This is a genomic window from Rhodospirillales bacterium (assembly GCA_016699855.1).
Taxonomy (GTDB): Bacteria; Pseudomonadota; Alphaproteobacteria; order Reyranellales; family Reyranellaceae.
This window is the reverse complement of sequence record CP064988.1, coordinates 3,966,827-3,991,965: the sequence shown is the minus strand read 5'-3', so window position 1 is coordinate 3,991,965 and position 25,139 is coordinate 3,966,827. Positions and strand designations below refer to the sequence as shown.

Here is a 25,139-nt window from a genome sequence, read left to right as displayed (position 1 = left end):
CAAGGGGATTCCGCCGTGCCCGATTCGCACGCCGCCAGCGCCATCGATCTGTCGACCTACCGCATCTTCGATCCCAGCGATCCGTTCGAGGACTATGTCGGGCCGATCCACTACCGCAACGACGGGCCGGCGGTGCATTCCGTCATGCCGACCGACGCCCGCCACGCCAACGCGGGGGGAATCCTGCATGGCGGCGCGATCCTCACCTTCGCCGACTACGCTCTGTGCGTGACCTGCGGCCACGCCGCCTCGGGCGGCCAGGTGCCGGGCAGCTTCGCGATGACGGTGTCGCTCAACGTGCAGTTCCTAGCGCCCGGCAGGCTCGGTCCGGCGATCGAATCGACCGGCACCGCAACGCAGGTCACCGGCCGCATGGCGTTCGCGCGCGGCTCGGTGTGGCAGGAGGGCGTCCGGCTGGCGACCTACAGCGGCGTCACGCGCCATATCTCGCGCGACAAGGCGATGGGCCGGCGCGACGACGAGGGGCTGACGCGCGCGCCCGGCGGCACGCGGCCGCCCGGTCCGCCGGATGGCGTGGCGCCACCGGACGGCTTCCGCTCCGTGCTGCGGCCCAGCGCATTCCTCAACGCCATCGGGCCGACCTTCTTCCGCGAAGCCGACGCGGGCACGCACGTCGTGCAGCCGACCTATCCGCACATGCTCAACTCCGGCGCCTCGATCCACGGCGGCATGCTGATGACCTTCGCCGACAACGCGTTCTGCACCGCCGTCGCCTCGCGGCTGGGCAAGGCGCCGTCGACCGTGGGCTTCACCGCCGAGTTCCTCGCCGGCAGCGCCATCGACGGTCCGCTGGAGACGACGGTCGATCTCGCGCGCGCGACCGAGCGCATGACGTTCCCGACCGGCGTGGTGACGCAGAACGGCAAGGCGCTGCTGAGCTATAGCGCGGTGGTGGCGCTTCGCGACTGGAAGCGGCCGACCGGAGCCGACGGAGCGCCAGCGTGAGCGACGCCGCGACGACGGCGGCGCAGGCCGTCCCCGAGCATTTCGAGCCGTTGCGCGGCGATGTCGGGCTCGGCGCGCTGGTCGGGCCGTTCCACGTCCGCAAGCCGGGCGACGGCCGCGCCTTCGCCTGGGGCTTCCGCGCCGATTCGCGCCACGTGAACGTCGGCGGCGTCGTGCATGGCGGCATGCTCGTGACCTTCGCCGACCAGTGCCTCGGCGGGCTCGCCTATTTCGCCGCCGGCAAGAGGCCGAGCGCGACCATCGACCTGGCGGCCAGCTTCGTCTCGCCGGGGCGGCCGGGCGACTGGATCGAGTGCACCGGCGCCGTCAGCCGCGCGACGCGCGATCTGGTGTTCCTCACCGGCCGCGTCCACGTCGGCGACCGTACGTTGGTCGACCTCAAGGGCGTGTGGAAGATCCTCGACAGATGGCTGGGGCCGGAGCGGACGGCGTAGCGCGGCCGGCGCACCGAGTCACCCCATCCGCACTATGTCTTGCGCTTGGCGAGCTCGAGCTTGAGCTCCTCGATATGGGCTTTCAGGCCGGCGCTGTGGGGGTTGTGGCGCAGCGCCTCCTCGTAGGCGCGGATCGCCTGGTCGAACTGGTCGCGCTCCTCGAAGATCATGCCCAGCCCCGACCACGCGCCGAAATGCCGGGGCTCGAGCGCCACGGTGCGCCGGATGTCGGCCACCGAGGCGTCATGGTCGCCGCGCATCCAGTGCACGGTGGCGCGCTTGTTCCACGCCTCGGCGAATTCCGGCGCCCGCTCGATCAACTCGCCGAAGGTCGCGACCGCGGCGTCGAGATCGCGCACCGACATCTCGCGCATCCCCCTGGCCATCAGGGCGTCCAGCCCCTTGTCGCCGGCCAGCGTCCAAGTCTCCCAGATCGTGGTCGTGAGCGCGGCCACCTGCGACGGATCGGTCGCGGTGCGCAGGCGCGCGAACAGCCCATCGAGGGCCGGATCGGTCTGGGTCGACATGGCGGGCGCGGCTCCCAACGCGAGGGCCACCGCGATCGCCGCTGCGTATCGGCGCGGCATCCCTGACTCCGTCGTGGCTCGCGCGTAGCGTACACGGATTCCGTGGCGGCCGTCAGCCCGTCCCGCGCGCCGCCAGCAGGGCGCCGACCAGCTCGGCGAAGCCGGCACCGGACCGGGCGGCGGTGATCCAGCGCGGCAGCGCCGGCGTGCGGTCGGCGAGATCGCGCAGATTGGCGACGCCGACGGCGTTCGGGAAATAGCCGAACATCGGGGCGTCGTTGGGCGAGTCGCCGGCGAAGACGTAGCGGGCACGCTCCGCGTCGAGATCGACGCCGAAGGTCTCGCGCATCATCAACCGAGTCGTCGTCAGCTTGTCGTAGTCCCCGAACCAGCCGTTGACGTGGATCGAGCTGACCTTGGCGATGGCGCCGTGCCGCTCGAAGATAGCGACGATCCGATCGATGTCGGCGCGCGAAAGCGGCGGCACGTCCTCGCGGAAGTCGATGGCGAGATCGGCCAGCCGGTAGGGCTGGTCGGACGCGACACCGGCGCCGGGCACCTCGCGCGCCACGTCGGCGCGCACCGCCTCCAGCCGGCGGCGCCCCTCGGCGCGGGTCGCCTCGTCCTGGACGAAGCGCGTCCGCAGGCGGCCGGCGGACTTGTCCGGCCACATCCAGAACGCGCCGTTCTCGCCCACCACCGCGTCGACCGGCCAGAAGCGCGCGATGTGGTCGCACCACCCCGCCGGACGGCCGGTGACCGGCACGACCAGAAGGCCGGCGGCCTTCAGCGCCTCCAGGGCGGCGTAGGCCTCCGCCGTGAGGCGGCCGTCGCTGGATACGGTCTCGTCGATATCCGTGAACACACCGACGACGGCGCGCCGCTCGGCGGCGGGGAACTGGTCGAGCGGGCGAAGGCGTCGGTCCAAGCGGGTTCTCCGGGCGCGGGCGCCGCGATTCTTATCATCATGGCGGCGCCGGCGGATCGGCGCTACAAGGCGCCCGAAAAATGCCCCCGAAGCCCGGTCGTGAGGCCCCGATGATCCCCCGCTACTCCCGCCCCCCGATGGTCGCGATCTGGGAGCCGCCGAACCGCTTCCGCATCTGGTTCGAGGTCGAGGCGCACGCCTGCGACGCGATGGCCGAGCTGGGCGTGATGCCGAAATCGGCGGCGGCGGCGATCTGGAAGGGAGGACGCGAGGCGATGGCGGCGATGGCCGCCGATCCGGCGGCGCATGTCGGGCGGATCGACGAGATCGAACGCGTCACCAAGCACGACGTCATCGCGTTCACGACCTGGCTGGCGGAGTTCGTCGGACCGGACTCGCGATTCGTGCACCAGGGCCTGACGTCGTCGGACGTGCTCGACACCACGCTGGCCGTCCAGATGACGCAGGCCGCCGATCTGCTGCTGGAGGATCTCGACAAGGTGCTGGCGGCCCTGCGCAAGCGCGCCATGGAGCACCGCAACACGCCGACCATCGGCCGCAGCCACGCCATCCACGCCGAGCCGACGACCTTCGGCGTCAAGCTGGCCGGCAATCCCGTGCTGACGGAGAACCTCACCGGCCTCGCGCGCCTGGTGCGCGGCTACGTGACGCCGGCGCTGGAGAACGTGGCGCTATGGCACGAGCGCGACATCTCGCACTCCTCGGTCGAGCGCATGATCGGCCCGGACGCCACCATCACGCTGGATTTCGCGCTCAACCGGCTGGCCGGCGTGGTCGAGAACCTGGTGGTCTACGCCGACCGCATGAAGGCGAACCTCGACTCGCTGGGCGGGCTGGTGTTCTCGCAGCGCGTCATGCTGGCGCTGACCCAGAAGGGCATGAGCCGCGAGGAGGCCTACGCCGCCGTCCAGCGCAACGCGATGGAGGGGTGGAAGGGGAACGCCGCCTTCATGGCGTTGTGCCGCGCCGACCCCGAGATCCGCAAGCTGCTCGCCGATGACGAGATCGTGGCGATGTTCGACATGGGCTACCACACCAGGCACGTCGACATGATCTTCGCCCGCGTGTTCGGGACGTAGGGATGCCGACGTCGGCAGCGTTTCTAGCTCCCTCTCCCGCTCGCGGGAGAGGGCTGGGGTGAGGGGCCAAGCACACCGCGCACGCGCGCCAATCGGGGCCTCGCCCTCGGCCCCTCCAGCTCCCGCAAGCGGGCGAGGGGGAGTTCGTCTATCGCGCCGGCACGACGCAGAACCCCTGGGCCTCGACGCCCAGCGGCACGTTGAACTTGCTGCGGAAATTCTCCAGCGCCACGGCGGCCGACAGCTCGACGATCTGCGCGTCGTCGAAATGCGTCCGCAACCGGGCCATCAGCGCGTCATCGACCCGTTCGCCGGTGATCGTCGCCTTCTCGGCGAACTCCAGCGCGGCGCGCTCGGCGTCGCTGAACAGCGCGCCGGCCTCGCGCCAGCGCGCCACGTTCGCCATCTTCTCGTCGCCCAGCTCGGTGTGCGCCACACGTGACGCGTTGATGTCCACTCAGAATGGACAGCCGTTGATCGTGGCGACGCGCAGGTAGACCAGCGGCCGCAACGCCGCCGGCAGGCGGTTGGAGCGCTCCAGCGCCGCCGTCATCGCGCGCGCCGCCTCGAGGATCGGCGGGCAGTGCGCCATCACCTTCGTCGGATTCAACAGGTCGCCGAAGAACTCGCGGTCGCGCGCGAACGCCTTGGCGAGGATCGGATCGCCACCGTCCTCGGTGATCTCGGATACGCGGGGCATGGGGTGGGCCTCCTTTGATTCGGGCGGCGATGCTGCGCGACGCGCGCCGACGCGACAACCACCCTCATGTCATCCTTGTCCGCTCAGCGTGTCGCAGCGGGAGGGGGTTCCCGGGCCGTGCCCGGTGGAGATTCCCGCGCCGCCGACTGGATGCGCGCCAGGCGATCCCGGGCCTCGTCGGTGAGGATGTAGGTCGCGCGTCCCATCGACGCTTCGAGCGCGCGGCGCAGACCGCCGTCGCGATCCAGCGCCACCATCGCGCGCTCGCCCCGGTGACAGCAATCGGCCAGCAGATCGACGATGGCCTCGACCGTCTCGGTGGCGGCGGCCTCGTCCTTGTCGAAGGCCGAGATGTACTCGCGCAGGGGCCGGAGATTGTCGTGGAAGAGGTGCAGATCGTGCCGTTCGGCCGCGTCGAGATCGCCGATCTTGGAGAGATTGGCGTCGAAGATCGTGGGGCGCAGATGCTCGACCGGGCGGATCTTCGCGACCCTCGGCGCCTCCTGCCCCCGCAACCCGACCCAGTAGTCGAATTCATTCATCAGCGCCGGCAGAGTCAACGCCACGTCATGCCACAGCGCCTGCTTCAGGCGCGCCGTCTCGTCGCGCTTCCGCTGCCGCTCGGCCGCGCGGTTCAGCCAGAATAGTACCAGCGCCGCCGCCGCGCCGAGGAACGATCCAACGGCGCTGCCGAACACCTTCCGCACGTCGCCCGGATCGGCGCCGTGGATGGCGTAGTAGCCCGCGCCGAGAACGCCCGCGAGGACCACCACGACGATCAGCGCGCTGATGCGTTCGACCGACAAGGCCGGCCGCTCCACCGCTACTCCGCCGCGCGCGCGGCGGGGCGGCGCGGAGCGCGGCGGTCGCCGCGGCGTCGATGGCGCGGCCGTCGGCGGTCAGGGCGACGCCGTAGACGGCGCGCGCCGCGCCGGCGCTCACCACGCCGTCGCGAACGTCGCGCAGCACCCGATCCGGGTCGCGCTCCATCGGCGGACCCCAACCGCCGCCGCCCGACGACGAGGCGCGCTCGTTCAGCGCGGGATAGCGGCGCACGCCGTAGCGCGGCGGGGAGATCGCGGCGCCGTCGCGCGCCACCAGCGCCAGCGCGCCGGAGACACCCTCGCCGCCGCCGGCGACGCCGAAGCCGGTGCGGTAGCCGACGCCCTCGCTGCGGAACGAGTATTCCGCCTCCTCCAGCACGTCGACCTCGTAGTCGACGCCGGTGCCGCCGCGGTACTTGCCCGGTCCGCCGCCATCGACGCGGAACTCGTGCCGGCGGATGCGCAGCGGATAGATGCGCTCGTAGCCCTCGACGTTGGGGATGGTCAGCCCGCCCAGCGCGATCAGAAGGCCGATCTGGTTGAAGCCGTCGCGGCCGTCGACAGCGCCCGACGCCGCCATGGCGTGCCAGTGGTAGGCGACGTAGGGGTTGGGGGTGCCGATGCGGCCGGCCGAGCCGTTGTGCTGCGACTTGCCCCAACCGGCGCAGGCCCGCTCCGGCGCCGCCGCGCCCAGCGCGTTCCACACCGCGTGCACGATCTCGTGCGCGACGAACACGGTGTTCATCGTCATCGGCGCCGGCGGCAGAGCGTTCACGATCGTGCCCTCCGGCGCGACGATCCGCACGCAGCGGAACGTGCCCTCGTTGCGCGGCAGCGCCGGATCGAAGAACGACGCCAGCGCCATGTAGACCGCCGAATACGTGTTGGCGACCGAGCTGTTCTTGAAGCCCTTGATCTGCGGATCGGTGCCGGTGAAATCGACCGTCAGGCCGTCGTCGCGCAGGTCCAGCGCGACGCGGATCCACACGTCGCGGGTCTCGAAGCAGTCGTTGTCGGTGCGGTCCGCCCCGCGCCATACGCCGCTGGGCAGCGTCGCCAGCGCCTCGCGGAAGCGGCGGTCGGCGTGGTCGAGGATGCCCTCGATCAGCGCCAGGCCGCGGTCGAGCCCGTGCTCCTCCAGCAGCGCGCGCAGCCGCTCGGCGCCGATCTGGGTCGAGCCCATCATCGCGCGCACGTCGCCGTCGAGCAGCTCCGGCGTGCGGCTGTTGAGCTTGAGCAGCGCCCAGAGGTCGTCGCGCATCACGCCCTTCTCGACCAGCTTCATCGCCGGCAGGCGGATGCCCTCGTGGTAGATCTCGGTGGCGTCGGAATTATAGGTGCCGGCCGCGCCGCCGCCGATGTCGGACTGGTGCGCGCGGTTGCAGGCGAACGCCGCGAGCCTGCCCTCGACGAACACCGGCCGCGCGATCACCCAGTCCGGCAGGTGGTTGCCGCCGGCCTCGTAGGGATCGCTCGACAGGAACACGTCGCCCTCGTCGATGCGGCCGCGCCACGCTTTCAGCACGCCGCGCACCGCGAAGCCGCCGCCGCCGGTGTGGATCGGGATGCCGTCGGCCTGGCTGATCAGGGTGCCGTGCGCATCGGCGAGGAAGCACGAGAAGTCGTGACTCTGATTGAAGATCGGGCTACGCGCGGTGCGCGTCATCACCCAGCCCATCTGCCGCGAGATGTGGTCGAGCCGGTTCTGCACCAGCGCCAGCGCGATCGGATCGAGGGTCATGTCGGGCTCCCGAGCGTGATGTCGAAATTGCCGGCGGCGTCGACGCGCAGCGTGTCGCCCGGTCCGGCGAACACCGTGGTCGTCGCCTCCTCGACCACCAACGGTCCGGCGACGACGTGGCCCGGCCGCAGGTCGGCGCCGGCGTAGATGCGGGCCTCCTTCCAGCCGTGGACATCGTCGACCCAGACGGAGCGCGATCCGATCGGCCGCGCCTCGCCCGTCGCGGCCGCCGGTCCACGCGGATCGAGCGACTCGACATGGCCGATGCCGGCGACGCGCAGCGCCACGATGGCGATTCGGCCACCGGGCTGGATGTGGCCGAACAACGTGGTGTGCTGCGCCTCGAACGCCGCGCGAACCGCTGCCGCGTCGAAGCGGCCGTCGCCGAGATCGACGCGCAGCGAGGATTGCTGGCCGGGATAGCGCAGGTCGAGCGTGCGGGTGACGCGCTGGTCGGACGGCGCCACGTTCTCGCGCACCAGCGTCGCGCGCGCCTGCGCCTCCATCGGCGCGAAGGCGGCGTCGAGCGCGCCGGCCGAGACGGTGTCGACCTCGCCGGCGAACACCCGCACCCAGTCCTGGCGGATGTCGGAATGCAGCATGCCCAGCGCGCAGAAGGCGCCGGCGACGCGCGGCACGTACACCCGGCGCGCGCCGATGCCGCGGCCGACCGAGGCGCCGTGCATCGGCCCCGCCCCGCCGGCCGCGACCAGGGTGAAGCGCCGCGGATCGACTCCGCGCTCGATCGACAACCGCTCGACGGCGTGAAGCAGGTTCTGCTCGATCAGGCGGATGATGCCCGACGCCGCCGCCTCGACCGAGAGGCCCAGCGGATCGCCGACCGCGCGTTTCAGCGCGGCGGTGGCGAGGGCCGCGTCGAGCGACACGGCGCCACCGGCGTAGGGGCCCGGCCGCAGCCGGCCCAGCGCCAGCAGCGCGTCGGTGACGGTCGGGTCGGTGCCGCCGAGGCCATAGCACGCGGGACCCGGCCGCGCGCCGGCGCCCTTGGGGCCGACGAACAGCAGGCCGGCGGAATCGACGCCGGCGATAGTGCCGCCGCCAGCGCCGATGGTGTGGATCTCGACCGCCGGCGTGGAGAGATGGTAGCCGCCGACCATGAGCTGGTCGGTGGCCGCGACCTCGCCCTCGGCCATCAGCATGACGTCGCAGGACGTGCCGCCGATCTCCATCGACAGCAGGTCGCGCGTGCCCGCCGCGCGGCCGATCAGGCGCAGCGCGCCGACGCCGGCGGCCGGTCCGGACAGCGCGAGGTTGACCGGCCGCGACACCACCTGCTCGACCGAGGCGACGCCGCCGTTGCTCTGCACCAGCAGCACGTGGTTGCGCAGGCCGTTCTCCCGTAGCGCGGCGTCGAGCGCCCGGAGATAGGGCGCGACGCGCGGCGCCACGTAGGCGTTGACCACCGTGGTCGAGCCGCGCTCGTACTCGCCGACCACCGGCATGACGTCGCTCGACACCGACACCGGCCAGTTCTCGTTGGCCTCGCCGACGATGCGGGCGGCCTCGGTCTCGTGGGCGCCGCTGGCGTAGGCGTTCAAAAAGCAGATCGCCACCGAGTCGACGCCCTCCTCGCGGAACGTCTTGACGGCCGCGCGCACGTCGTCGGCCACTAGCGGCGCCTCCTCGGCGCCGTCGGCCAGCGTGCGGCCGCGCACCGGCAGGCGCAGGTAGCGCGGCACCAGCACCGGCGGGAACGGCGTGCGGTGGTCCCACATGTTCTCGCGCAGGCCGCGGCGGATCTCGAGGCTGTCGCGGAACCCCGCCGTCGTCAGAAGCCCGACGCGCGCGCCCTTGCCCTCGAGGATGGTGTTGGTGGCGATGGTCGAGCCGTGCACGAACAACGCGCAGCCCGCCAGCGTGTCGCGCAACGGCAGGCCGACCCTGGCGGCCACCGCCTCGACCGCGTCCATCACGCCGCGGCTGGGATCGGCCGGCACCGACGGCACCTTGGCGATCACCAGCGCGCCGCCGGAATCCTGCAGCACCAGGTCGGTGAACGTGCCCCCGACATCGACGCCGATCCGCCACGGCGCCGTCAACGGCGCCGCCTCCTCCGCCCGCGGCTCCGCCGCCATCGCGCTCTCCTTGGTCCCCGGTGTGTCCTGGGGGCAGACTAGGGAGCGGTGGCCATCGTGGTCAAACGTCCGCCCCAACGAAAACGGCCGCCCCGAGGGGCGGCCGTCATGTGTCCGCGAAGGCGTCCGGCGGTCAGCCGTCGCTCATGATCTGCTTCTTGGCCTCGTCGAGCAGGCGGTTCATCTGCTTGCGCACGGCCTCGGCGTCGGCCTTGCCGGCGAGGTCGCCCGCGACCTTGGCGGCGACGTCGTCGTCGCCGGCCTTCTCGAAGTCGCTCATCACGACCTCCTTGGCGTAGGCGTCGGCGTCGGCGCCGGTCTTGCCGAGCAGCCCCGCGGCCCACTGGCCGAGCAGCTTGTTGCGGCGGTTGGTGACCTTGAACTGCAGGTCCTGGTCCCTCTTGAACTTGTTCTCGAAGGCCTTCTCCCGTTCGTCGAACCCGCTCATATCGACCCGTCTCCTCGATGGTTCCGATGCGGCCGGGGGCGGCCGCGCGCGCCTTATATAGCGACGGGTCCGGCGCTTCGCCACCCCTGCCGGCCCGCGATTGCGCCACCACCGCGGCGGGTGGCATGGTGCGGGCGACGAGCGCCGCGGCGGCGCCGCGCACCGGAGGAAGCGATGACGGAGGATCTCGCGCGCTACCGCGAGTGGATCGGACGCAAGCGCGTCGACGAGGACGTCGTCACGCCGTTTCCGCCGCGGGCGCTGGCCGCCACGTTCGACACGCCGGACGACGCGCCGGGCGCGGGCGATCCGCTGCCGCCGGCATGGCACTGGCTGTTCTTCCTCGACACCACGCGGGCCTCGAAGCTGTCGACCGACGGGCTGCCGGGACGCGGCGACTTCCTGCCGCCGGTGCCGCTGCCGCGGCGCATGTGGGCCGGCAACCGGCTGACCTTCCACGAGGCGCCGCTGCGCATCGGCGATCCCATGCGGCGCGAGACCGAGATCGCCGCCGTCGAGCCCAAGAGCGGATCGAGCGGCACGATGGTGTTCATCACCACCCGCGCGCGCATCCACGGTCCGGCCGGTCTGGCGATCGAGGAGGAGTACGACATGGTGCTGCGCGAGGCGGCGCGGCCCGACGAGACGCAGCGCGTGCCGGACCGGGCGCCGGCCAAGGCAGACATCTCGCGCACGGTCGATCCCGATCCCGTGCTGTTGTTCCGCTTCTCGGCGCTGACGTTCAATCCGCACCGCATCCACTACGACCAGCCCTACGCGACGACCGCCGAGGGCTATCCCGCGCTGGTCGTGCACGGCCCGCTGATGGGGCTGCTGCAGGTCGAACTGGCGCGCCGCGCGCGGCCGGACCGGCGGATGAGGAGCTTCGCGCTGCGCGCCCGCAGCCCCGTCTTCGCCGGCCGGCCGTTCGACGTGCAGGGCCGCCACGAGGCCGACGGCAGCCTCAGCACGTGGATCCGCGATCCCGATGGCGGGCAGGCGCAGACCGGCGTCGCGACCTATTTCTGAGCGCGGTGACCCGCATGACCGACGACGCGCTGGCCCACTACCGGACCTGGATCGGGCGGACGCAGAGCCAGGACGATCTCGCCACGGCCTATCCCGCCCGCGCGTTGGCGGCGACGCTCGATCTCGACGAGTCGCCGCCGGCCGCCGGCGACGAGGTGCCGCCGTACTGGCACATGCTGTACTTCCTCGAGGCCGCGCCGGCGTCGAGGATCGGCGCCGACGGCCATCCCCAGCGCGGCGGTTTCCTGCCGCCTGTGGCGCTACCGCGGCGGATGTACGCCGGCACGCGTCTGGAGTTCGGCCGGCCGCTTCGGATCGGCGAACGCATCCGGCGCGAGTCGACGATCAAGTCGGTCGAAGGCAAGACCGGCGCCAGTGGCGACATGGTGTTCGTCACCATCCGTCACGTCGTGTCAGGCGAGGACGGCCCGGCGCTGATCGAGGAGCAGGACGTGGTCTATCGCGAGGCGCCGGCGGCCGGCGCCAAGCCGGCGGCGCCGAAGCCGGCGCCGGTGGACGCGACGTGGCGGCGCGTGGTGACTCCCGATCCGGTGATGCTGTTCCGGCTCTCGGCGCTGCTGTTCGTCGGCCACCGGATCCACTACGACCTGCCCTACGTCACCGGCGTCGAGGGCTATCCCGGATTGCTGGTGCACGGCCCCCTGATGGGGCTGCTGCAGCTCGAGCTGGCGCGGCGGTCGAATCCGTCGAAGCGCGTGGCGCGTTACGATTTCCGCGCTCTGAGCCCGGTGTTCCACACCGCCCCGTTCTCCGTCGCCGCGCGCGCCGAGGCCGACGGCACGGTGACGACGTGGATCGCGAACGGCGCGGGCGGGCTGGCGCAGCAGGGCAAAGTGGCGTTCGCGGCGTGAGGCGCGATGCGACGGTCCCGTCGCCTCCTCCCGTGCCGCCGGCCCGCGCTCCTCTGTCATCCCGAACGCAGCGAGGGATCCAGGGTCGGTGTCTGGATCCCTCGCTGCGCTCGGGATGACAGGGACGCATCGGACGATGAAATCTGCGCAATGACGAGACGGTGCCCACGGAGACACGCGACATGGATCTGAACCTCAAGGGCCGCACGGCGCTGGTCACCGGCGCGAGCACGGGGATCGGGCGCGGCATCGCCAGGGCGCTGGCGGCAGAGGGCGTTCGGCTGGCGATCACCGCGCGGCGGCGCGATCTGCTCGACACGCTCGCGGCCGAGATCGTCGCGGCCGGCGCCGGCAACGCCGCGCCGGTCGTGATCGAACAGGACCTGATGGCCGAGGACGCCGCCGACCGGCTGGCCGACGCCGCCACGTCCGGCCTCGGCCAGGTCGACATCCTGGTGAACAACGCCGGCGGCAGCCGCGCCTTCAAGCTGCACACCGCCGAGGCGCAGTGGGCCGAGGCATTGACCTTGAACTTCACGCGCCAGCGGCAGATCGCCGACCGGCTGATCGACGGCATGATGGCGCGCGGCTACGGCCGGATCGTCAACATCACCGGCAAGTCGGAACCCGACGGCATCAACGGCGCGTTCTGCGCCAAGGCGGCGATGCATTCGTGGTCGAAGGGCCTGTCGCGCGAGGTCGGCAAGCGCGGCGTGACGGTGAACTGCATCCCGCCGGGCCGCATCCACAGCGAACAGATCCTGCGCAACTACACGCCGGAGTACCGCGCCTGGCAGGCCGAGCACGAGATTCCGGCCGGCCGCTACGGCGAACCCGAGGATATCGCGGCCCTGGTCTGCTTCCTCGCCTCGCCGCTGGCCTCGTACATCACCGGCACGGTGATTCCCGTCGACGGCGGGTTGCGGCGGTATCAATTCTGAAACGACACCGCGCTAGACCGCCGGCGACACCGGAAACCGAAAGAGCATCCATGCCCCCGCCCGACGACCACACCGATGACGGCCGCCTGATCGAGCTCGACGGCACGACCAACACCCGCGACGTCGGCGGCTACGCCACGCGCGACGGGCGGATCGTGCGCCATGGGCGCCTGCTGCGGTCGGCGCATCTCGACGCGCTCACCGGCGCCGGACGCGCCCGCTTCGCCGCCCTGCCGGTGGCGACGGTGGTCGATTTCCGCGGCCGCGAGGAAGGCGCCGGCGCGCCCGATTTCACGCCCGCGCGCCGCCTGCACGTGGCGATCGAGCCGACCATCGGCACCCATCTGCGCCGCCGCCGCGAGGCCGGCGGGATCGACGCCGCGATCGCCGCCGAGGTGATGCGTGAGACCTACCGCGAGTACGTGACGCAGCGGCCGGACGCCTTCGCGGCCGTGTTCCACAGCCTCCTAGCGGCGCCGGACCACGCCACCCTGATCCACTGCACCGCCGGCAAGGACCGCACCGGCACGGCGGCGGCGCTGGTGCTGGCGGCGCTGGACGTGCCGCGCGAGACCATCGTCGCCGACTACCTGCTGAGCAACGACCACTGGCGGCCCAAGCCCGCGACCACGACGGAGTGGCCGCCGGAGGTGCGGCAGACCGTGCTCAAGGTGCGGCCGGAGTACCTCGCCGCCGCGTTCGACGCGATCGATTCGCGCTGGGGCTCGCTCGATACGTTCCTGTCGGACGCGCTCGGCGTCGGACCGGCCGAGCGCCGGGAGCTGGCGCGGACGCTGACGCGCGGGGCGTGAGCGCGCGGTGTTCCGGGCGCCACGATCGGGTCTATGATGGCGGCGGTCGGGGAACACGCTTCGGGAGGACCACGCGATGGTCGACGTGCGCGCGAAAGCCAAGGAGTTCCTGGACCAGCTTCCTCCGAACGTGAACGTCACGTCCAACGGACAGACGGCGGCGCTGTTCACCAAGCTCACGGGCTCGACCCATGATTCGCTGACGAAGACGTGGGCGAAGGAGGAGGTGCCCAAGGCGGAGCGGCGCGCGGCGGGCAAAAGCACCGAGGGTCTGCCGACCACCACGACCTGCAACGGGCTCGCCGTCCAGCTCGGCCAGCACATCAAGGCGCCGCTGGCGCTGGGGCAGTTCGACATCGACAAGAAGCTCAAGGCCGCCGGTTTCGCCGAGGCTTGGATACCGGCCAAGAGCGGCAAGCGGCCGGGCTACGGCGACGTGTTCCGGCCGTTGAAGTTCCACATGGGCGTGTCGCTCGATTTCGAGGGCGACATGTGGAACACGGCCGAATCGGGCCAGGGCGGACCCACCGCCGGCTTCGACATCGCCAAACGCTTGAAGACGCTGTGGGATCCCTCGACGCTGTTCGGCTGGGTCGACATCGAGATCCTGATGCGGATCGCGCGCAAGTCGCCGGCGTGGATGATCGGCTGGTGGCAGTTCGAGGTCGACGGCAAGAAGGAGTTCGTTTTCCTGCCGGAGCGCGGCACGGCGCTGCGCTACAAGGAGGCGCCGAAAAGCGTGAAGCTGCCGCCACCGGCCGGCGGTGTCACGGGCGACATGGAGTACGCCGACGATCTCGAGGGCGTGACGATCACCTGGGCCGACAGCGTCGTCGACACCGCCCGCCACCTGCCGGGCGTGACCTACATGCTGGGCGAGCGCACCGGCCGGCAGCTGCAGGCTTTCAAGATGAAGTGACGGCGCGCGAAGTCTAAAGTGGGAGCAACGAAGCTCGGGGGCGTGGAGGCGGCTGCGTCCCGCTAATTCCACCCGTGGATTGAGGCCGGAGACATGAGACTCGCACCACATCGACGGACGACAGGCGACATTCTGACGCCATAGCCCTTGGCGACATATGCGCGAAGATCGCGCGCGTCTCCAACGGCAATATAATCTTTTTGAAAGCGTGAGAGGCTTACGATGTAGCAGCGGGCATGCGCGCCGCGGGAGTGAAGGTGCGGCACGAGGAGCTCGCCAACGTGGGCTCCTCGTGCCGAAAATGCCCAGAGGCCGCTCGGATGAGATGTAGGCAATGTCGGCTCCTTCGCCGTAAAGTGTCTGAATCGAGCGGCAACGCAGATCATGAGACTATAGAGTTTCGCGTCGCTACGAATAGAATTCGGATGTAGGAGCGTTCTGCCTACATGCGTGAACGCCGCGTAGTGTGGAGCGCTTCTCGACCACGCGCCGAGCTCCGAACTCTTCCTTCGCCGCTTGCGGCCGGCCGTAGGCGTCGGCAAGGTCCAAGGGTGCGGGGTGGCACGCGCGACAAAACACAGGAGACGGGATGGCGACGGTCACGAGCTCGGTGTCGATGAGTCTGGACACCGGCGGCAGCATCTCCGACAGCGCGGCGTTCGCGACCTCGGCCGTCACGAGCGTGGCGAATTTCACGGTCGCGATGGGCGCGACGGCGCAGATCGACCTGCAGCTCGGCGACCTCGCGCAGGTCCGCGCCTTCGCCTTGCGGTGCAACGTCATGAACGGCAGCGTGAGCGTGAAGGGCTCCGGCGCCGCGGCGGCGGCGTTCAAGATCACCGGCCCCGTGATCCTGTTCGGCGAGGCCATCGGCGTCGTGTTCGGATCGCTGGCCTACCTGATGGTCGACGCCATCGCGGCGACGCAGGACGTCGTCATCGACATCATCGCCGCCTACGACGTCTGAGCGCGGACGGCCACGGCGACGGCCGGCCACGGCGCGCTCAGCCGCGCGGGCCTGCCGGTCCGCTGGCGCCGATGGCGGCGAGGAAACGCTCGACCCATTGCGGGCCGGCGCGCTCCGGCGCGGTGTCGGGATGCGCCGCCGCCCATTCCAGCGCCGCCGTCAGCGCGAACACCGCACCGACCGCTCCGTCGGCGCCGCCGAACCCCGCCATCAACGGCGACAGCTTCGGCACCTCGACCGGCTCGATCGCGTCGCCGGTCGGCGACGCGCAGCGTTCCGCCGGCGAGGTCACGAGATACTCGCGGCACGCCAGCGGCCGGACGGGATGGATCGAGCAGCTCTCGTCCTCGAGGAACGGACAGGCGATGCCGAGCTTGAAATAGGCCAGCGACGCGGCGTGCCGCGCGGCGCCGGACAACCCGCCGGAATCGAGCGCCAGCGCCTCCAGCCCGGCCGCGCGCAGCCGCCGCATCGCGTCGGCGAACCGCGCCTCGATCCGGGCGCGGCGCGGCCCCGGCATGCGCTCGACGACACGCTGGAGATGATGGGCCTCGACCGCCGTCAGCGGCACGAACTGGCGGCAGCAGGCGCCGCAGCCGGCCTTGCAGCTCACGGCGCGGCCCTTTCCCTCCAACGCTCGCTCCGACGAGGCGACGACGGCGTCGACCAGCGCCTGCAGCGCCGGCAGCACGGCCTGCGGTTTGACCGGCCGCGTCGGCACCTCCAGCGTCGCCTCGACCTGCCGGCCCATGACATGCAGGCGCAGACGCGCGCTGATGGTGCCGGCGGCGGGCGGGCGGATGATCGGTTCGGGCGGCTTCACGGCGGCGCTCCCTGCCGGAGACGCCGCCTCGAGGCGGCGCCGGCCGACACGGTTCCCCATGCGCGTCGCGTTGGCAACGTCGATATCGGGCCGCGGCGCGTCAGGGCGCGAACGTCGCCTGGATCCGGCCGAACGCGCCGAAATCGGCGACATGCGTCTCGCCGGCGCGCGCCACGATCATGCCGGTGAGCGTGCCGGTGCTGACGATCTCGCCCGCCTTCATGCCGATGCCGGTGCGCGACAGCTCGTTGGCGAGCCAGGTGAGCGGCACGAGGGGATGGTCGATGGCGGCGCCGGCGCTGCCGCGGCGGCGCTCGACGCCGTTCACCGTCAACGTCACGACCTGGCCGGCGATGTCGCGACGGCGCCAGTCGTCGATCGCCGGGCCGTGCACGATCGTGCCCGAGCCGCTGCCGTCGGCGAGGATCGCCTCGAGCGGCGGGAACGCCGCATCCTGCGTGAAGCGGCACTCCGCCACCTCGAGGCCGGGATGGATCGAGGCCACCGCCTCGGCGACCTCGTCCTGCGAATACGACCGCGCCCGCGGCGGCAGATCGGCGCCCAGCCGCACGGCGTACTCCACCTCCGGCAGCGGCCGCAGCAGCTTGGCGGTCTCGAACGCCGCCGGCGACGGGCGCACGAACTGCGCGAACACGCGGCCGTAGATCGGCGCCGTCGTCCGCAGCGCCCGCTGCATCTCGTCCTTGAAGGCGGCGATCTTCCAGCCGCCGACTTTCCAGCCCAGCGCGTCCGCGACGCGCGCGGCGACAAGGTAGGCGGCGGCCGGATCGGCTGGAACGAGGCGCGGATCGAGGCCGCTCCGGGCGCGTCCCTCGCGGCGCAGCGCCGCCAGCAGGGTCGTGAGTTCGTCGGATATGTCCACGGGCTCCTCGTTGTCTATGCGTGTCGCGACCGAAGCACACCGAGGTCCGGCGCGATGCCCGGATCGCGCGCGCCGCGCCCGCCGTTTCCGCTTTGCGGACGACCGCGGCCGCCGCGCGGTCACCCCGCGGAAGCACCGCGAGGTTGCGGCGTCACACCCGCGCCAGCACCAGCGCCGGCGCGCCGGCGCGGCGGTCGCGGATGGTGAAGACGCGGGTGCCGGGGCGGCGGCCGGCGCGCGGTTCGTCGACGTCGATTCCCGCGGCGACGAGGCGGGCGTGGGCGGCGTCGGCGTCGGGCACGCGCCACGCCAGACCCCACAGCGAATCGGGGCTGTCGCCGACACCGCGGTCGAGACGATGCACGACCTCGACGACGGACTGCCCGCAGCGGAAGAACAACTGCCGCGCGCCCCATTGCGGGTTGGCGCGGTCCAACCGCAGATCGAGCCCGAGCCGGCCACCCAGCAACGCCACCGCGCGGTCGGGATTGGGCGTGCGGATCACGACGTGGTCGAGGCCCGACATCGCCGCGGCCTCGTCGACGCCGGCGGCGAGCGGCGACAGGATCGGTTCGTCGCCGCGCTGGACAAGGATCATCGGCACGCCGTGGGTCGCGGCGGGCTCGACGCCGGCGAAGGACAGCGCCGGGGGTCCGGCCGTGGTGTCCGCGGTCGGACGCACGTCGACGGCGGGCGAGGCCGGCAGCGCGCGGCGCGCGAGCAACGTGGTCGCCGCGTCGAGGTCTGGCACCGCGAAGGCCAGACCGGCGAGGCCGGCGCCCGACGACGCCAGCCGCGCGCGCAAACGGTCGCCGCCGCCGCCCGTGCCCGACGGCGCCACGATCACCAGCGCGGCGCCGCCGAGCTGAAGCCGCGCCGTCGCCATGCCGTCGGCGGCGGCGCGCCAGACGCAGCGCCGCCCGAGCAGCGTCTCGTGGACCGCGACGGCGGCGTCGATGTCGTCGACGACCAGCGTCAGATGGTCGAGGCCGGTGATCATCGCGCGCCTCCATCCGCGGTCGCGGCGACGTGCAACGCGCCGGACGCGATCATGCGGTCGATCGCCTCGGCGTCGTAACCGATTCCGGCGAGGATCGCGGGGCCGTCGGCGCCGAGCTGTGACAGCGCGAAACCCGGCCGCGCCGGCTCCTCGCGGAACTTGATCGGCACGCCGATGTGCTTGTTGCCGGCCTCGTCCGTCAGCAGCATGTCGCGCTCCGCCACCAGCGGCTTCTCGAACGCCTGCTTGAGGTCGAGCATCGGCGCGAACGCGATGTCGCGGCCCTCGAACCACGCGATCCATTCGGCCTGGGTGCGCGCGAGGAACGTCGCGGTGAGGAAATCGCGCAAAGGCCGCTGCGCCGGGCCGGCCGGCAGTTTCGCGGTCTCGATCAGATCCGGACGCCCGAGCGCCGTCAGCAGATTGACCGCGAACTTGACCTCCGAGCCGCCCAACGTGATCCACTTCGCGTCGGCCGTCTCGTAGATCTGGTAGAGCGCGGCGCCGCCCTGCGTGCGCTCCTCGCCCGGCAGCGGCGCGCGGCCCTCGACCAGCACCGGTCCGCTCATGTGCGGCGTCCAGGCCAGCAGGGTGTCGTGCATGGCGATGTCGAGGTAGTCGCCCTCGCCGGTGTCGCGGGCGCGCAGCAGCGCCATCAGGATGCCGGACAGCGCCATCAACGAGGCCGACATGTCGGCCGAGGCCATGCCGGGAACGACCGGCCGGCCCGCGGAATCGACGTTCTGGCTGAGCGGCCCCGCCATCGCCTGGATCGACATGTCGTGGACGCCGCTGTCGCGCATCGATCCCGTCTGCCCGAAGGCCGAGATCGACGCGTAGACGATGCGCGGGTTGCGCGCGCGGACCGCGTCGTAGCCGACGCCCAGCCGCGCCGCGACGCCGGGGCGGAACGCCTCCAGCGCCACGTCGGCCGTCTCCAGCACGCGCAACAGCGCCTCGCGGCCGTCGGGGTTCTTGAGATCGAGCGCGATCGACTTCTTGCCGCGGTTGACGTTGCGGAAGTACTGCGCGTGGCCGTCGCGCCCCGGGCCCAGCGAGCGTGTGGGGTCGCCGGCGCCGGGCGGCTCGACCTTGATGACCTCGGCGCCATGGTCGGCCATCATCATGCTGAGGTGCGGTCCCGGCAGGAACTGGCACAGATCGACGACGCGCAGACCGCGCAGCTTCATGTTCCCGGCTTCCCGTTTCCCCGCCGCCGCGCTTCGGACGCCGCGCGGTCCTGTCGGAGTTCCCGGGCGCAGCCTAGTCGGATCGCCGGCGCCGTGAAAGCGCGCGGCGCGCGTGTCGCCTATTCGGCCGCCCGCGGGGCGGCGATGTCCTTGCTGACGATGCGGCGGCGCCTGGCGTTGATCTCGCGCAGCAGGACCATCGTCTCCTCGGCGACCGCGTCGCCGGGGATGTCGTCGCCCTCGGCGCGCAGCTCCTTCATGTCGACCCACACCGCGTAGAGCGGCCGGGTGCGGTCGGTGATGATGCCGGCGTGGAGCAGCGTCTTGATCAGCACGCGGAAGATGTTGGTGTTCTCCGACATCTGCTTGCGGCGGTCGTCGTCGGTGAAGGCCTCGCGCACGGCGTCGCGCACCCATTCCCAGTCGAGCCCGTACTTGGCGTAGATGACCTGCTTCTGCTCGGCGTTGATCAGGTTGAACAGCAGCACCTGGAAGACCTGCGCCGTCCAGTCCTCGACCTTCTGGTGCTCGGCGGTGGTGAGGCTGCCGATCGTCCTCTGCGCCCAGATGCGGCCGAAGCGGTGGTGGAACGCCTCGTCGCTCATGACGAGCTGCACCAGCCGGCGCAGCAGCGGATCGTTGGTCTTGGCGTTGATCGTGGCGAAGGCGCCCATCGCCAGACCCTCGACCAGCATCTGCATGCCGACGATCTTCTTGTAGACCTCGTGCGCCGTGACCAGCTCGGTCAGCAGGTTGCCGACCGTCGGGCCGACCGGCAGCGGCTCGCCCCATCGGGTCTGGATGTACCGGCTGAAGCCGGTGACGTGGCGGGCCTCCTCGCGCGCCTGGTTGGCGGCGTATTCCTGGGCGCCGGGATCGACGAGGATGTGGCACAGGCTGGCCGACAGCGACAGCGCGCCCTGCTCGCCGTGCAGCAGGTTCGAGATCGACCAGTGCGTGACGTCGTTGGCGAGCTGGATCTTCTGGCGGTCGTCGAGCCGGTCGGCCACGGCGCTCTTCAGCTCGACGATCTGATCCAGCGGCAGGATCGGCTGGTTGACCATGTCGAAGGGGGTGGCGAAATCGATGTAGGTGTTGTCCAGCGGATCCCAGAAATGGTCGTGGGTCTGCGAGATGATCCCGTCGAACGCCGCCGAGCGCCTGCCGTAGCGCGGCACCGCCATCATGGCGGGGAAATCCTCGGGCGCGACGGTGTCGTAGGCGGCGTCGTAGGTGATCTGCTGGATGGTCATGGTTGCTCCGACGGGTTGTCGCGACGGCTCCGGTGTGGCGCGGGAAGCTATACGAAGCTCGACACGGCAACAAGGTGACGATGGCGTCATTTTTTACGAACACGTTGAAAATCGGCATTATTTCGCCACGGCAAAGGGTCCACACCCCTCCTCCGGGTCCAATTGTTGCGCGCCGCGCCCCCCCCGGCTAGAACCCGCCTTCCAACAACCGCGCGCCCCCGGCCGGCGCGCCGGGAGAACGCCATGAGCCGCCGTCGCCGCATCTACGAGGGCAAGGCAAAGGTCCTGTACGAGGGCCCCGAACCGGGAACGATCGTCCAGTACTTCAAGGACGACGCCACGGCCTTCAACAACCAGAAAAAAGGCACGATCACCGGCAAGGGCGTGATCAACAACCGCATCAGCGAGTACCTGATGACGCGGCTGGCCGAGATCGGCGTGCCGACCCATTTCATCCGCCGCCTGAACATGCGCGAGCAGCTGGTGCGGCAGGTCGAGATCATCCCGCTCGAGGTGGTGCTGCGCAACGTCGCCGCCGGCTCGCTGTCGACCCGCTTCGGCATCCCCGAGGGCCAGCAGCTGCCCCGCTCGATCCTCGAATTCTACTACAAGAACGACGCGCTCGGCGATCCGATGGTCACCGAGGAGCACATCACGGCGTTCGGCTGGGCACAGCCGCAGGACATCGACGACATCGTGGCGCTGGCGCTGCGCATCAACGACTTCCTCACCGGCCTGTTCCTCGGCATCGGCATCAAGCTGATCGACTTCAAGATCGAGTTCGGCAGGCTGTACGAGGACGAGATGGTCCGCATCGTGCTGGCCGACGAGATCAGCCCGGATTCGTGCCGGCTCTGGGACCTGAAGACCAACGAGAAGATGGATAAGGACCGCTTCCGCCGCGACCTCGGTAAGGTCGAGGAGGCCTACCAGGAGGTCGCGCGCCGGCTCGGCATCCTGCTCGACCCCGGCGCCGGCGATCCGCGCGGTCCGGCCACCGTCCAGTAGCCCCGCCCGGAGCCCACGATGAAAGCCCGCGTCCACGTCACGCTCAAGAACGGCGTCCTCGATCCGCAGGGCAAGGCGATCGGCAACTCGCTGCACCGGCTCGGCTTCCCCGAGGTCGGCGAGGTCCGCCAGGGCAAGTACATCGAGTTGGAGCTGGCCGAGACCGACGCCGAGACCGCCCGCGCCCGCGTCGGCGAGATGTGCCGCAAGCTGCTGGCGAACACGGTGATCGAGAACTACAGCATCGAGTTGCTGGGTTGACGCCGCGCCGCGCGACCGCCGCTCCGACCCGCCACCCCACCGATCCGGAGGCAGCGCGATGAAAGCCGCGGTCCTCGTCTTCCCCGGCACCAACCGCGAGCACGACATCGCCGGCGCCATCGAGCGCAGCTCGGGCGTCAAGCCGCGCCTCGTGTGGCACGGCGACAGCGACCTGCCCAAGGTCGACCTGATCGTGGTGCCGGGCGGCTTCGCCTACGGCGACTACCTGCGCTGCGGCGCCATGGCGGCGCACTCGCCGGTCATGCGCGAGGTCAAGGCGCGCGCCGAGAAGGGCGTGCCGGTGCTGGCGGTGTGCAACGGCTTCCAGATCGCGGCCGAGGTCGGCCTGGTGCCGGGCACGCTGATGCGCAACGCCCATCTCCAGTTCGTGTGCTCGGACGTCCACCTGAAGGTCGCGACCAGCCAGAGCCTGTTCACCAACCGTTACCAGACCGGCCAGGTGATCCGGGTGCCGGTGGCCCACGCCGAGGGCAACTACTTCGCCGACGAGGACACGCTGAAGCGGCTCGAGGACCGCGGCCAGATCGCGTTCCGCTACTGCGACGCGGCGGGTGACACGGCGGCCGGCAATCCCAACGGCTCGATCCGCAACATCGCCGGCGTGTTCAACGACACCAAGACCGTGCTCGGCATGATGCCGCATCCCGAGAACGCGACCGAGGCGTTGTTCGGCGGCACCGACGGCAAGCCGATGTTCGACGCGCTCGCGGCGTCGCTGGCATGACGCTCGAAGAATTCCGTCATCCCGAGCGCGGCGAGGGATCTTTCCGGTCGAACACACCGTGCGTCGCGCATGAAAGATCCCTCGCCGCGCTCGGGATGACGGACCTGATGAAGGACGAACGGCCAAGCCCATGACCGCCCGGGAACAGAATCCGCCCGTCAAGCTGCCGAACGAGCCGGCGATCACGCCGGCCGTGGTCGCCGAGCACGGGCTGTCGCCCGACGAGTACCAGCGGCTGCTCAAGATCATGGGCCGCGACCCGACGATGGTCGAGCTGGGCATCTTCTCGGCGATGTGGAGCGAGCACTGCTCCTACAAATCCTCGAAGGTCTGGCTGAAGAAGCTGCCGACCACGGCGCCGTGGGTGATCCAGGGGCCGGGCGAGAACGCCGGCGTCATCGACATCGGCGACGGCCAGGCCGCCATCTTCAAGATGGAGAGCCACAACCACCCGTCCTACATCGAACCCTACCAGGGCGCCGCGACGGGCGTCGGCGGCATCCTGCGCGATGTCTTCACCATGGGCGCGCGGCCGATCGCCAACGTCAACGCGCTGCGCTTCGGCGAGCCGGACCATCCCAAGACGCGCCACATCGTCGAGGGCGTGGTCGCCGGCATCGGCGGCTACGGCAACTGCATGGGCATCCCCACCGTCGCTGGCGAGACCAACTTCCACCGCGCCTACAACGGCAACTGCCTGGTCAACGCCATGACCGTCGGCGTGGCGCGCGCCGACCGCATCTTCTACGCCGCCGCCGCCGGGCTGGGGAACCCCGTCGTCTACGTCGGCTCCAAGACCGGCCGCGACGGCATCCACGGCGCCACCATGTCGTCGACCGAGTTCAACGACGACACCGAGAGCAAACGGCCGACCGTGCAGGTCGGCGATCCGTTCGTCGAGAAGCTGCTGCTGGAGGCGTGCCTCGAGCTGATGGCGACCGACGCCATCGTGGCGATCCAGGACATGGGCGCCGCCGGCCTGACGTCGTCGTCGTTCGAGATGGCCGACAAGGGCGAGCTGGGGCTGGAGATCGAGCTCGACAAGGTGCCGATGCGCGAGACCGGCATGAACCCCTACGAGGTCATGCTGTCGGAGAGCCAGGAGCGCATGCTCATGGTGCTGAAGCCCGGCCGCGAGGACATGGCGCGCGCGATCTTCGAGAAGTGGGAGCTGGATTTCGCGGTCATCGGCCGGCTGACGGACACGCGGCGCATGGTGCTGCGCTGGCACGGCGACGTCGTCGCCAGCATCCCGATCCCGCCGGTGGTGACCGAGGCGCCGATGTACGAGCGCCCCTGGACCGAGACCGCGCTGCCGGCCGCGATCGACGCCGCGTCGGTGCCGGCGCCGGCGGACTGGAACGCGACGCTGCTCAAGATGCTGGGCTCGCCCGACCTCTGCGGCAAGTCCTGGATCTGGCGGCAGTACGACCATCTCGTGATGGGCAACACCGCCATCCGCCCCGGCGGCGACGCCGCCGTGGTGCGCGTGCCCGACGGCAACGGCAAGGCGCTGGCGATGGCCTCGGACTGCACGCCGCGCTACGTGCAGGCGCATCCCGAGACCGGCGGCCGGCAGGCGGTCGCCGAATCGTGGCGCAATCTGACGGCGGTCGGCGCGCTACCGCTGGCCTGCACCGACAACATGAATTTCGGCAACCCCCAGAAGCCGGCGATCATGGGCCAGTTCGCCGGCGCCGTGACCGGCATGGCGGCGGCCTGCGCGGCGCTCGACTACCCGATCGTGTCGGGCAACGTCTCGCTCTACAACGAGACCGACGGCAAGGCGATCCTGCCGACGCCGGTGATCGGCGGCGTCGGCGTGATGCCGGACGTGGCCGGCGCCGTCGACATCGCGCTGCGCGCCCCGGATCTGGCGCTGGTCCTGGTCGGCGCCACCGCCGGCCATCTCGGCCAGTCGATCTACCTGCGCGAGACCGCCGGCTGCGAGGAGGGCGCGCCGCCGCCGGTCGACCTCGGCGTCGAGCGGCGCAACGGCGATTTCGTCCGCGGCCGGATCCGCGCCGGCAAGGTCGCGGCCTGCCACGACCTGTCGGATGGCGGCCTGCTGATCGCGCTGGCCGAGATGGCGATGGCCGGCGGCATCGGCGCCACCATCGCGATACCGAAGGACGCCGGCTGCCCGGCGCACGCCTATTTGTTCGGCGAGGACCAAGGCCGCTACCTGCTGGCGGTCCCCGACGCCGAGGCAGCCGCGCTGGTGACCGCCGCCGCCACCGCCGGCGTCCCGGCCGCGCGGCTGGGAGTCTCCGGCGGCACCGCGTTGACAGTCGAGGGCACGCTCTCCATATCGGTCGCGGAGCTGCGCCGGACGCACGAGGCGTGGCTGCCCGAGTACATGGCCGGGAAGGCCTGAACCGCGAGGAGCGGACCGCGATGCCCATGGCCGCCGACGATATCGCCCGCCTGATCCGCGAGGGCGTCCCGGATGCCGAGGTGAGCATCGAGGATCTGGCCGGCGACGGCGACCACTACGCGGCGACGGTCGTTTCACCAGCTTTCACCGGTAAATCCCGAATCGCCCAGCACCAGATGGTCTACGCCGCCCTGCGCGGACGCATGGGCGGCGAACTGCACGCGCTGAAGCTCACCACCTTGGCGCCGCCCCGCTGAAGGCATAGACTGCGTCC

At 71.1% G+C, this 25,139-nt stretch carries 26 protein-coding genes; 14 read left to right on the top strand and 12 right to left on the bottom strand.

All coding sequences use genetic code 11. The features are described from left to right. Window positions 1–15 precede the first annotated feature (15 nt). Window positions 16–966, top strand: coding sequence for a PaaI family thioesterase (locus IPK81_18850; protein ID QQS11608.1), 951 nt, complete (start codon window positions 16–18; stop codon window positions 964–966). Further along, window positions 963–1,421: a PaaI family thioesterase gene (locus IPK81_18845; protein ID QQS11607.1), complete on the top strand. Its 459-nt coding sequence runs from the start codon at window positions 963–965 to the stop codon at window positions 1,419–1,421. Before IPK81_18850 ends, IPK81_18845 begins: the two co-directional genes overlap by 4 nt. 32 nt (window positions 1,422–1,453) lie before the next feature. Here IPK81_18845 and IPK81_18840 read toward each other — a convergent pair whose 3' ends face one another. Beyond that, the gene (locus IPK81_18840; protein ID QQS11606.1) at window positions 1,454–1,948 is read right to left on the bottom strand and encodes a tetratricopeptide repeat protein; all 495 of its coding nucleotides are present in this window, start codon (window positions 1,946–1,948) and stop codon (window positions 1,454–1,456) included. Window positions 1,949–2,060: 112 nt separating this feature from the next. Then, window positions 2,061–2,876: an HAD-IIB family hydrolase gene (locus tag IPK81_18835; GenBank protein QQS11605.1), complete on the bottom strand. Its 816-nt coding sequence runs from the start codon at window positions 2,874–2,876 to the stop codon at window positions 2,061–2,063. Window positions 2,877–2,986: 110 nt separating this feature from the next. On the opposite strand from IPK81_18835, the gene IPK81_18830 reads away from it, so the two are divergent. Next, complete coding sequence (locus tag IPK81_18830; protein QQS11604.1) at window positions 2,987–3,976, top strand: hypothetical protein; 990 nt, start codon at window positions 2,987–2,989, stop codon at window positions 3,974–3,976. 148 nt (window positions 3,977–4,124) lie between these two features. On the opposite strand, the gene IPK81_18825 is transcribed toward IPK81_18830, so the two are convergent. The 5 genes from IPK81_18825 to IPK81_18805 all read right to left on the bottom strand — a co-directional run bounded on the left by IPK81_18825 (window position 4,125) and on the right by IPK81_18805 (window position 9,785). Further along, a complete protein-coding gene (locus IPK81_18825) occupies window positions 4,125–4,412 on the bottom strand; it encodes a carboxymuconolactone decarboxylase family protein (GenBank protein ID QQS11603.1) in 288 nt (95 codons plus the stop codon). Between the two features lie 21 nt (window positions 4,413–4,433). Continuing rightward, window positions 4,434–4,676, bottom strand: coding sequence for a carboxymuconolactone decarboxylase family protein (locus IPK81_18820; GenBank protein QQS11602.1), 243 nt, complete (start codon window positions 4,674–4,676; stop codon window positions 4,434–4,436). 567 nt (window positions 4,677–5,243) lie between these two features. After that, entirely contained in the window at window positions 5,244–7,241 is a 1,998-nt protein-coding gene (locus tag IPK81_18815; protein ID QQS11601.1) for a hydantoinase B/oxoprolinase family protein, read from the bottom strand. Beyond that, window positions 7,238–9,337 (bottom strand): hydantoinase/oxoprolinase family protein, encoded by a 2,100-nt coding sequence (locus tag IPK81_18810; GenBank protein QQS11600.1) that lies wholly within the window; start codon window positions 9,335–9,337, stop codon window positions 7,238–7,240. Before IPK81_18810 ends, IPK81_18815 begins: the two co-directional genes overlap by 4 nt. Window positions 9,338–9,470: 133 nt before the next feature. Continuing rightward, window positions 9,471–9,785, bottom strand: a complete 315-nt coding sequence (locus tag IPK81_18805; protein QQS11599.1) for a DUF1476 domain-containing protein — start codon at window positions 9,783–9,785, stop codon at window positions 9,471–9,473. A 174-nt stretch (window positions 9,786–9,959) separates the two neighbouring features. On the opposite strand from IPK81_18805, the gene IPK81_18800 reads away from it, so the two are divergent. The 6 genes from IPK81_18800 to IPK81_18775 all read left to right on the top strand — a co-directional run bounded on the left by IPK81_18800 (window position 9,960) and on the right by IPK81_18775 (window position 15,325). Then, complete coding sequence (locus tag IPK81_18800) at window positions 9,960–10,814, top strand: MaoC family dehydratase N-terminal domain-containing protein (GenBank protein QQS11598.1); 855 nt, start codon at window positions 9,960–9,962, stop codon at window positions 10,812–10,814. Window positions 10,815–10,828: 14 nt separating this feature from the next. After that, on the top strand, window positions 10,829–11,686 hold the full coding sequence (locus IPK81_18795) for a MaoC family dehydratase N-terminal domain-containing protein (protein ID QQS11597.1): 858 nt from the start codon (window positions 10,829–10,831) through the stop codon (window positions 11,684–11,686). A gap of 182 nt (window positions 11,687–11,868) precedes the next feature. After that, complete coding sequence (locus IPK81_18790) at window positions 11,869–12,627, top strand: SDR family oxidoreductase (GenBank protein QQS11596.1); 759 nt, start codon at window positions 11,869–11,871, stop codon at window positions 12,625–12,627. A gap of 50 nt (window positions 12,628–12,677) precedes the next feature. Continuing rightward, on the top strand, window positions 12,678–13,439 hold the full coding sequence (locus tag IPK81_18785; GenBank protein ID QQS11595.1) for a tyrosine-protein phosphatase: 762 nt from the start codon (window positions 12,678–12,680) through the stop codon (window positions 13,437–13,439). Between the two features lie 76 nt (window positions 13,440–13,515). Continuing rightward, window positions 13,516–14,358, top strand: a complete 843-nt coding sequence (locus tag IPK81_18780; GenBank protein ID QQS11594.1) for a hypothetical protein — start codon at window positions 13,516–13,518, stop codon at window positions 14,356–14,358. 589 nt (window positions 14,359–14,947) lie between these two features. Further along, window positions 14,948–15,325 (top strand): hypothetical protein, encoded by a 378-nt coding sequence (locus IPK81_18775; GenBank protein ID QQS11593.1) that lies wholly within the window; start codon window positions 14,948–14,950, stop codon window positions 15,323–15,325. A gap of 37 nt (window positions 15,326–15,362) precedes the next feature. Here IPK81_18775 and IPK81_18770 read toward each other — a convergent pair whose 3' ends face one another. The 5 genes from IPK81_18770 to IPK81_18750 form a co-directional block, all read right to left on the bottom strand. Beyond that, window positions 15,363–16,148 (bottom strand): YkgJ family cysteine cluster protein, encoded by a 786-nt coding sequence (locus IPK81_18770; protein ID QQS11592.1) that lies wholly within the window; start codon window positions 16,146–16,148, stop codon window positions 15,363–15,365. Window positions 16,149–16,248: 100 nt separating this feature from the next. After that, the gene (locus IPK81_18765) at window positions 16,249–17,031 is read right to left on the bottom strand and encodes a fumarylacetoacetate hydrolase family protein (GenBank protein ID QQS11591.1); all 783 of its coding nucleotides are present in this window, start codon (window positions 17,029–17,031) and stop codon (window positions 16,249–16,251) included. A 151-nt stretch (window positions 17,032–17,182) separates the two neighbouring features. Then, complete coding sequence (locus tag IPK81_18760; GenBank protein QQS11590.1) at window positions 17,183–18,031, bottom strand: VOC family protein; 849 nt, start codon at window positions 18,029–18,031, stop codon at window positions 17,183–17,185. Beyond that, on the bottom strand, window positions 18,028–19,221 hold the full coding sequence (locus IPK81_18755; GenBank protein QQS11589.1) for a CoA transferase: 1,194 nt from the start codon (window positions 19,219–19,221) through the stop codon (window positions 18,028–18,030). The genes IPK81_18760 and IPK81_18755 overlap by 4 nt, the downstream gene beginning before the upstream one ends. A gap of 119 nt (window positions 19,222–19,340) precedes the next feature. Further along, window positions 19,341–20,474, bottom strand: a complete 1,134-nt coding sequence (locus tag IPK81_18750) for a ferritin-like domain-containing protein (protein QQS11588.1) — start codon at window positions 20,472–20,474, stop codon at window positions 19,341–19,343. Window positions 20,475–20,717: 243 nt separating this feature from the next. Here IPK81_18750 and IPK81_18745 point away from each other — a divergent pair, with 243 nt between their 5' ends. The 5 genes from IPK81_18745 (at window position 20,718) to IPK81_18725 (ending at window position 25,122) form a co-directional block, all read left to right on the top strand. Continuing rightward, on the top strand, window positions 20,718–21,482 hold the full coding sequence (locus IPK81_18745; GenBank protein QQS11587.1) for a phosphoribosylaminoimidazolesuccinocarboxamide synthase: 765 nt from the start codon (window positions 20,718–20,720) through the stop codon (window positions 21,480–21,482). Window positions 21,483–21,500: 18 nt separating this feature from the next. Beyond that, window positions 21,501–21,743 (top strand): phosphoribosylformylglycinamidine synthase subunit PurS, encoded by a 243-nt coding sequence (gene purS / locus IPK81_18740; GenBank protein ID QQS11586.1) that lies wholly within the window; start codon window positions 21,501–21,503, stop codon window positions 21,741–21,743. A 58-nt stretch (window positions 21,744–21,801) separates the two neighbouring features. Next, window positions 21,802–22,488 (top strand): phosphoribosylformylglycinamidine synthase subunit PurQ, encoded by a 687-nt coding sequence (purQ, locus tag IPK81_18735; GenBank protein QQS11585.1) that lies wholly within the window; start codon window positions 21,802–21,804, stop codon window positions 22,486–22,488. A 130-nt stretch (window positions 22,489–22,618) separates the two neighbouring features. Then, the gene (gene purL, locus IPK81_18730) at window positions 22,619–24,865 is read left to right on the top strand and encodes a phosphoribosylformylglycinamidine synthase subunit PurL (protein ID QQS11584.1); all 2,247 of its coding nucleotides are present in this window, start codon (window positions 22,619–22,621) and stop codon (window positions 24,863–24,865) included. Between the two features lie 20 nt (window positions 24,866–24,885). Continuing rightward, window positions 24,886–25,122, top strand: a complete 237-nt coding sequence (locus tag IPK81_18725) for a BolA family transcriptional regulator (protein QQS11583.1) — start codon at window positions 24,886–24,888, stop codon at window positions 25,120–25,122. Window positions 25,123–25,139: the final 17 nt, after the last annotated feature.

What these genes read in the sequence shown, in the direction of transcription:
- purS (QQS11586.1), top strand. Translation starts at nt 21,501, where the DNA reads ATGAAAGCCCGCGTCCACGTCACGCTCAAGAACGGCGTCCTCGATCCG.
- IPK81_18800 (QQS11598.1), top strand. Translation starts at nt 9,960, where the DNA reads ATGACGGAGGATCTCGCGCGCTACCGCGAGTGGATCGGACGCAAGCGC.
- IPK81_18840 (QQS11606.1), bottom strand. Translation starts at nt 1,948, where the DNA reads ATGTCGACCCAGACCGATCCGGCCCTCGATGGGCTGTTCGCGCGCCTG.
- purL (QQS11584.1), top strand. Translation starts at nt 22,619, where the DNA reads ATGACCGCCCGGGAACAGAATCCGCCCGTCAAGCTGCCGAACGAGCCG.
- IPK81_18785 (QQS11595.1), top strand. Translation starts at nt 12,678, where the DNA reads ATGCCCCCGCCCGACGACCACACCGATGACGGCCGCCTGATCGAGCTC.
- IPK81_18820 (QQS11602.1), bottom strand. Translation starts at nt 4,676, where the DNA reads ATGCCCCGCGTATCCGAGATCACCGAGGACGGTGGCGATCCGATCCTC.
- IPK81_18745 (QQS11587.1), top strand. Translation starts at nt 20,718, where the DNA reads ATGAGCCGCCGTCGCCGCATCTACGAGGGCAAGGCAAAGGTCCTGTAC.
- IPK81_18830 (QQS11604.1), top strand. Translation starts at nt 2,987, where the DNA reads ATGATCCCCCGCTACTCCCGCCCCCCGATGGTCGCGATCTGGGAGCCG.
- IPK81_18755 (QQS11589.1), bottom strand. Translation starts at nt 19,221, where the DNA reads ATGAAGCTGCGCGGTCTGCGCGTCGTCGATCTGTGCCAGTTCCTGCCG.
- IPK81_18760 (QQS11590.1), bottom strand. Translation starts at nt 18,031, where the DNA reads ATGATCACCGGCCTCGACCATCTGACGCTGGTCGTCGACGACATCGAC.
- IPK81_18790 (QQS11596.1), top strand. Translation starts at nt 11,869, where the DNA reads ATGGATCTGAACCTCAAGGGCCGCACGGCGCTGGTCACCGGCGCGAGC.
- IPK81_18725 (QQS11583.1), top strand. Translation starts at nt 24,886, where the DNA reads ATGCCCATGGCCGCCGACGATATCGCCCGCCTGATCCGCGAGGGCGTC.
- IPK81_18780 (QQS11594.1), top strand. Translation starts at nt 13,516, where the DNA reads ATGGTCGACGTGCGCGCGAAAGCCAAGGAGTTCCTGGACCAGCTTCCT.
- IPK81_18795 (QQS11597.1), top strand. Translation starts at nt 10,829, where the DNA reads ATGACCGACGACGCGCTGGCCCACTACCGGACCTGGATCGGGCGGACG.
- purQ (QQS11585.1), top strand. Translation starts at nt 21,802, where the DNA reads ATGAAAGCCGCGGTCCTCGTCTTCCCCGGCACCAACCGCGAGCACGAC.
- IPK81_18810 (QQS11600.1), bottom strand. Translation starts at nt 9,337, where the DNA reads ATGGCGGCGGAGCCGCGGGCGGAGGAGGCGGCGCCGTTGACGGCGCCG.
- IPK81_18815 (QQS11601.1), bottom strand. Translation starts at nt 7,241, where the DNA reads ATGACCCTCGATCCGATCGCGCTGGCGCTGGTGCAGAACCGGCTCGAC.
- IPK81_18750 (QQS11588.1), bottom strand. Translation starts at nt 20,474, where the DNA reads ATGACCATCCAGCAGATCACCTACGACGCCGCCTACGACACCGTCGCG.
- IPK81_18805 (QQS11599.1), bottom strand. Translation starts at nt 9,785, where the DNA reads ATGAGCGGGTTCGACGAACGGGAGAAGGCCTTCGAGAACAAGTTCAAG.
- IPK81_18775 (QQS11593.1), top strand. Translation starts at nt 14,948, where the DNA reads ATGGCGACGGTCACGAGCTCGGTGTCGATGAGTCTGGACACCGGCGGC.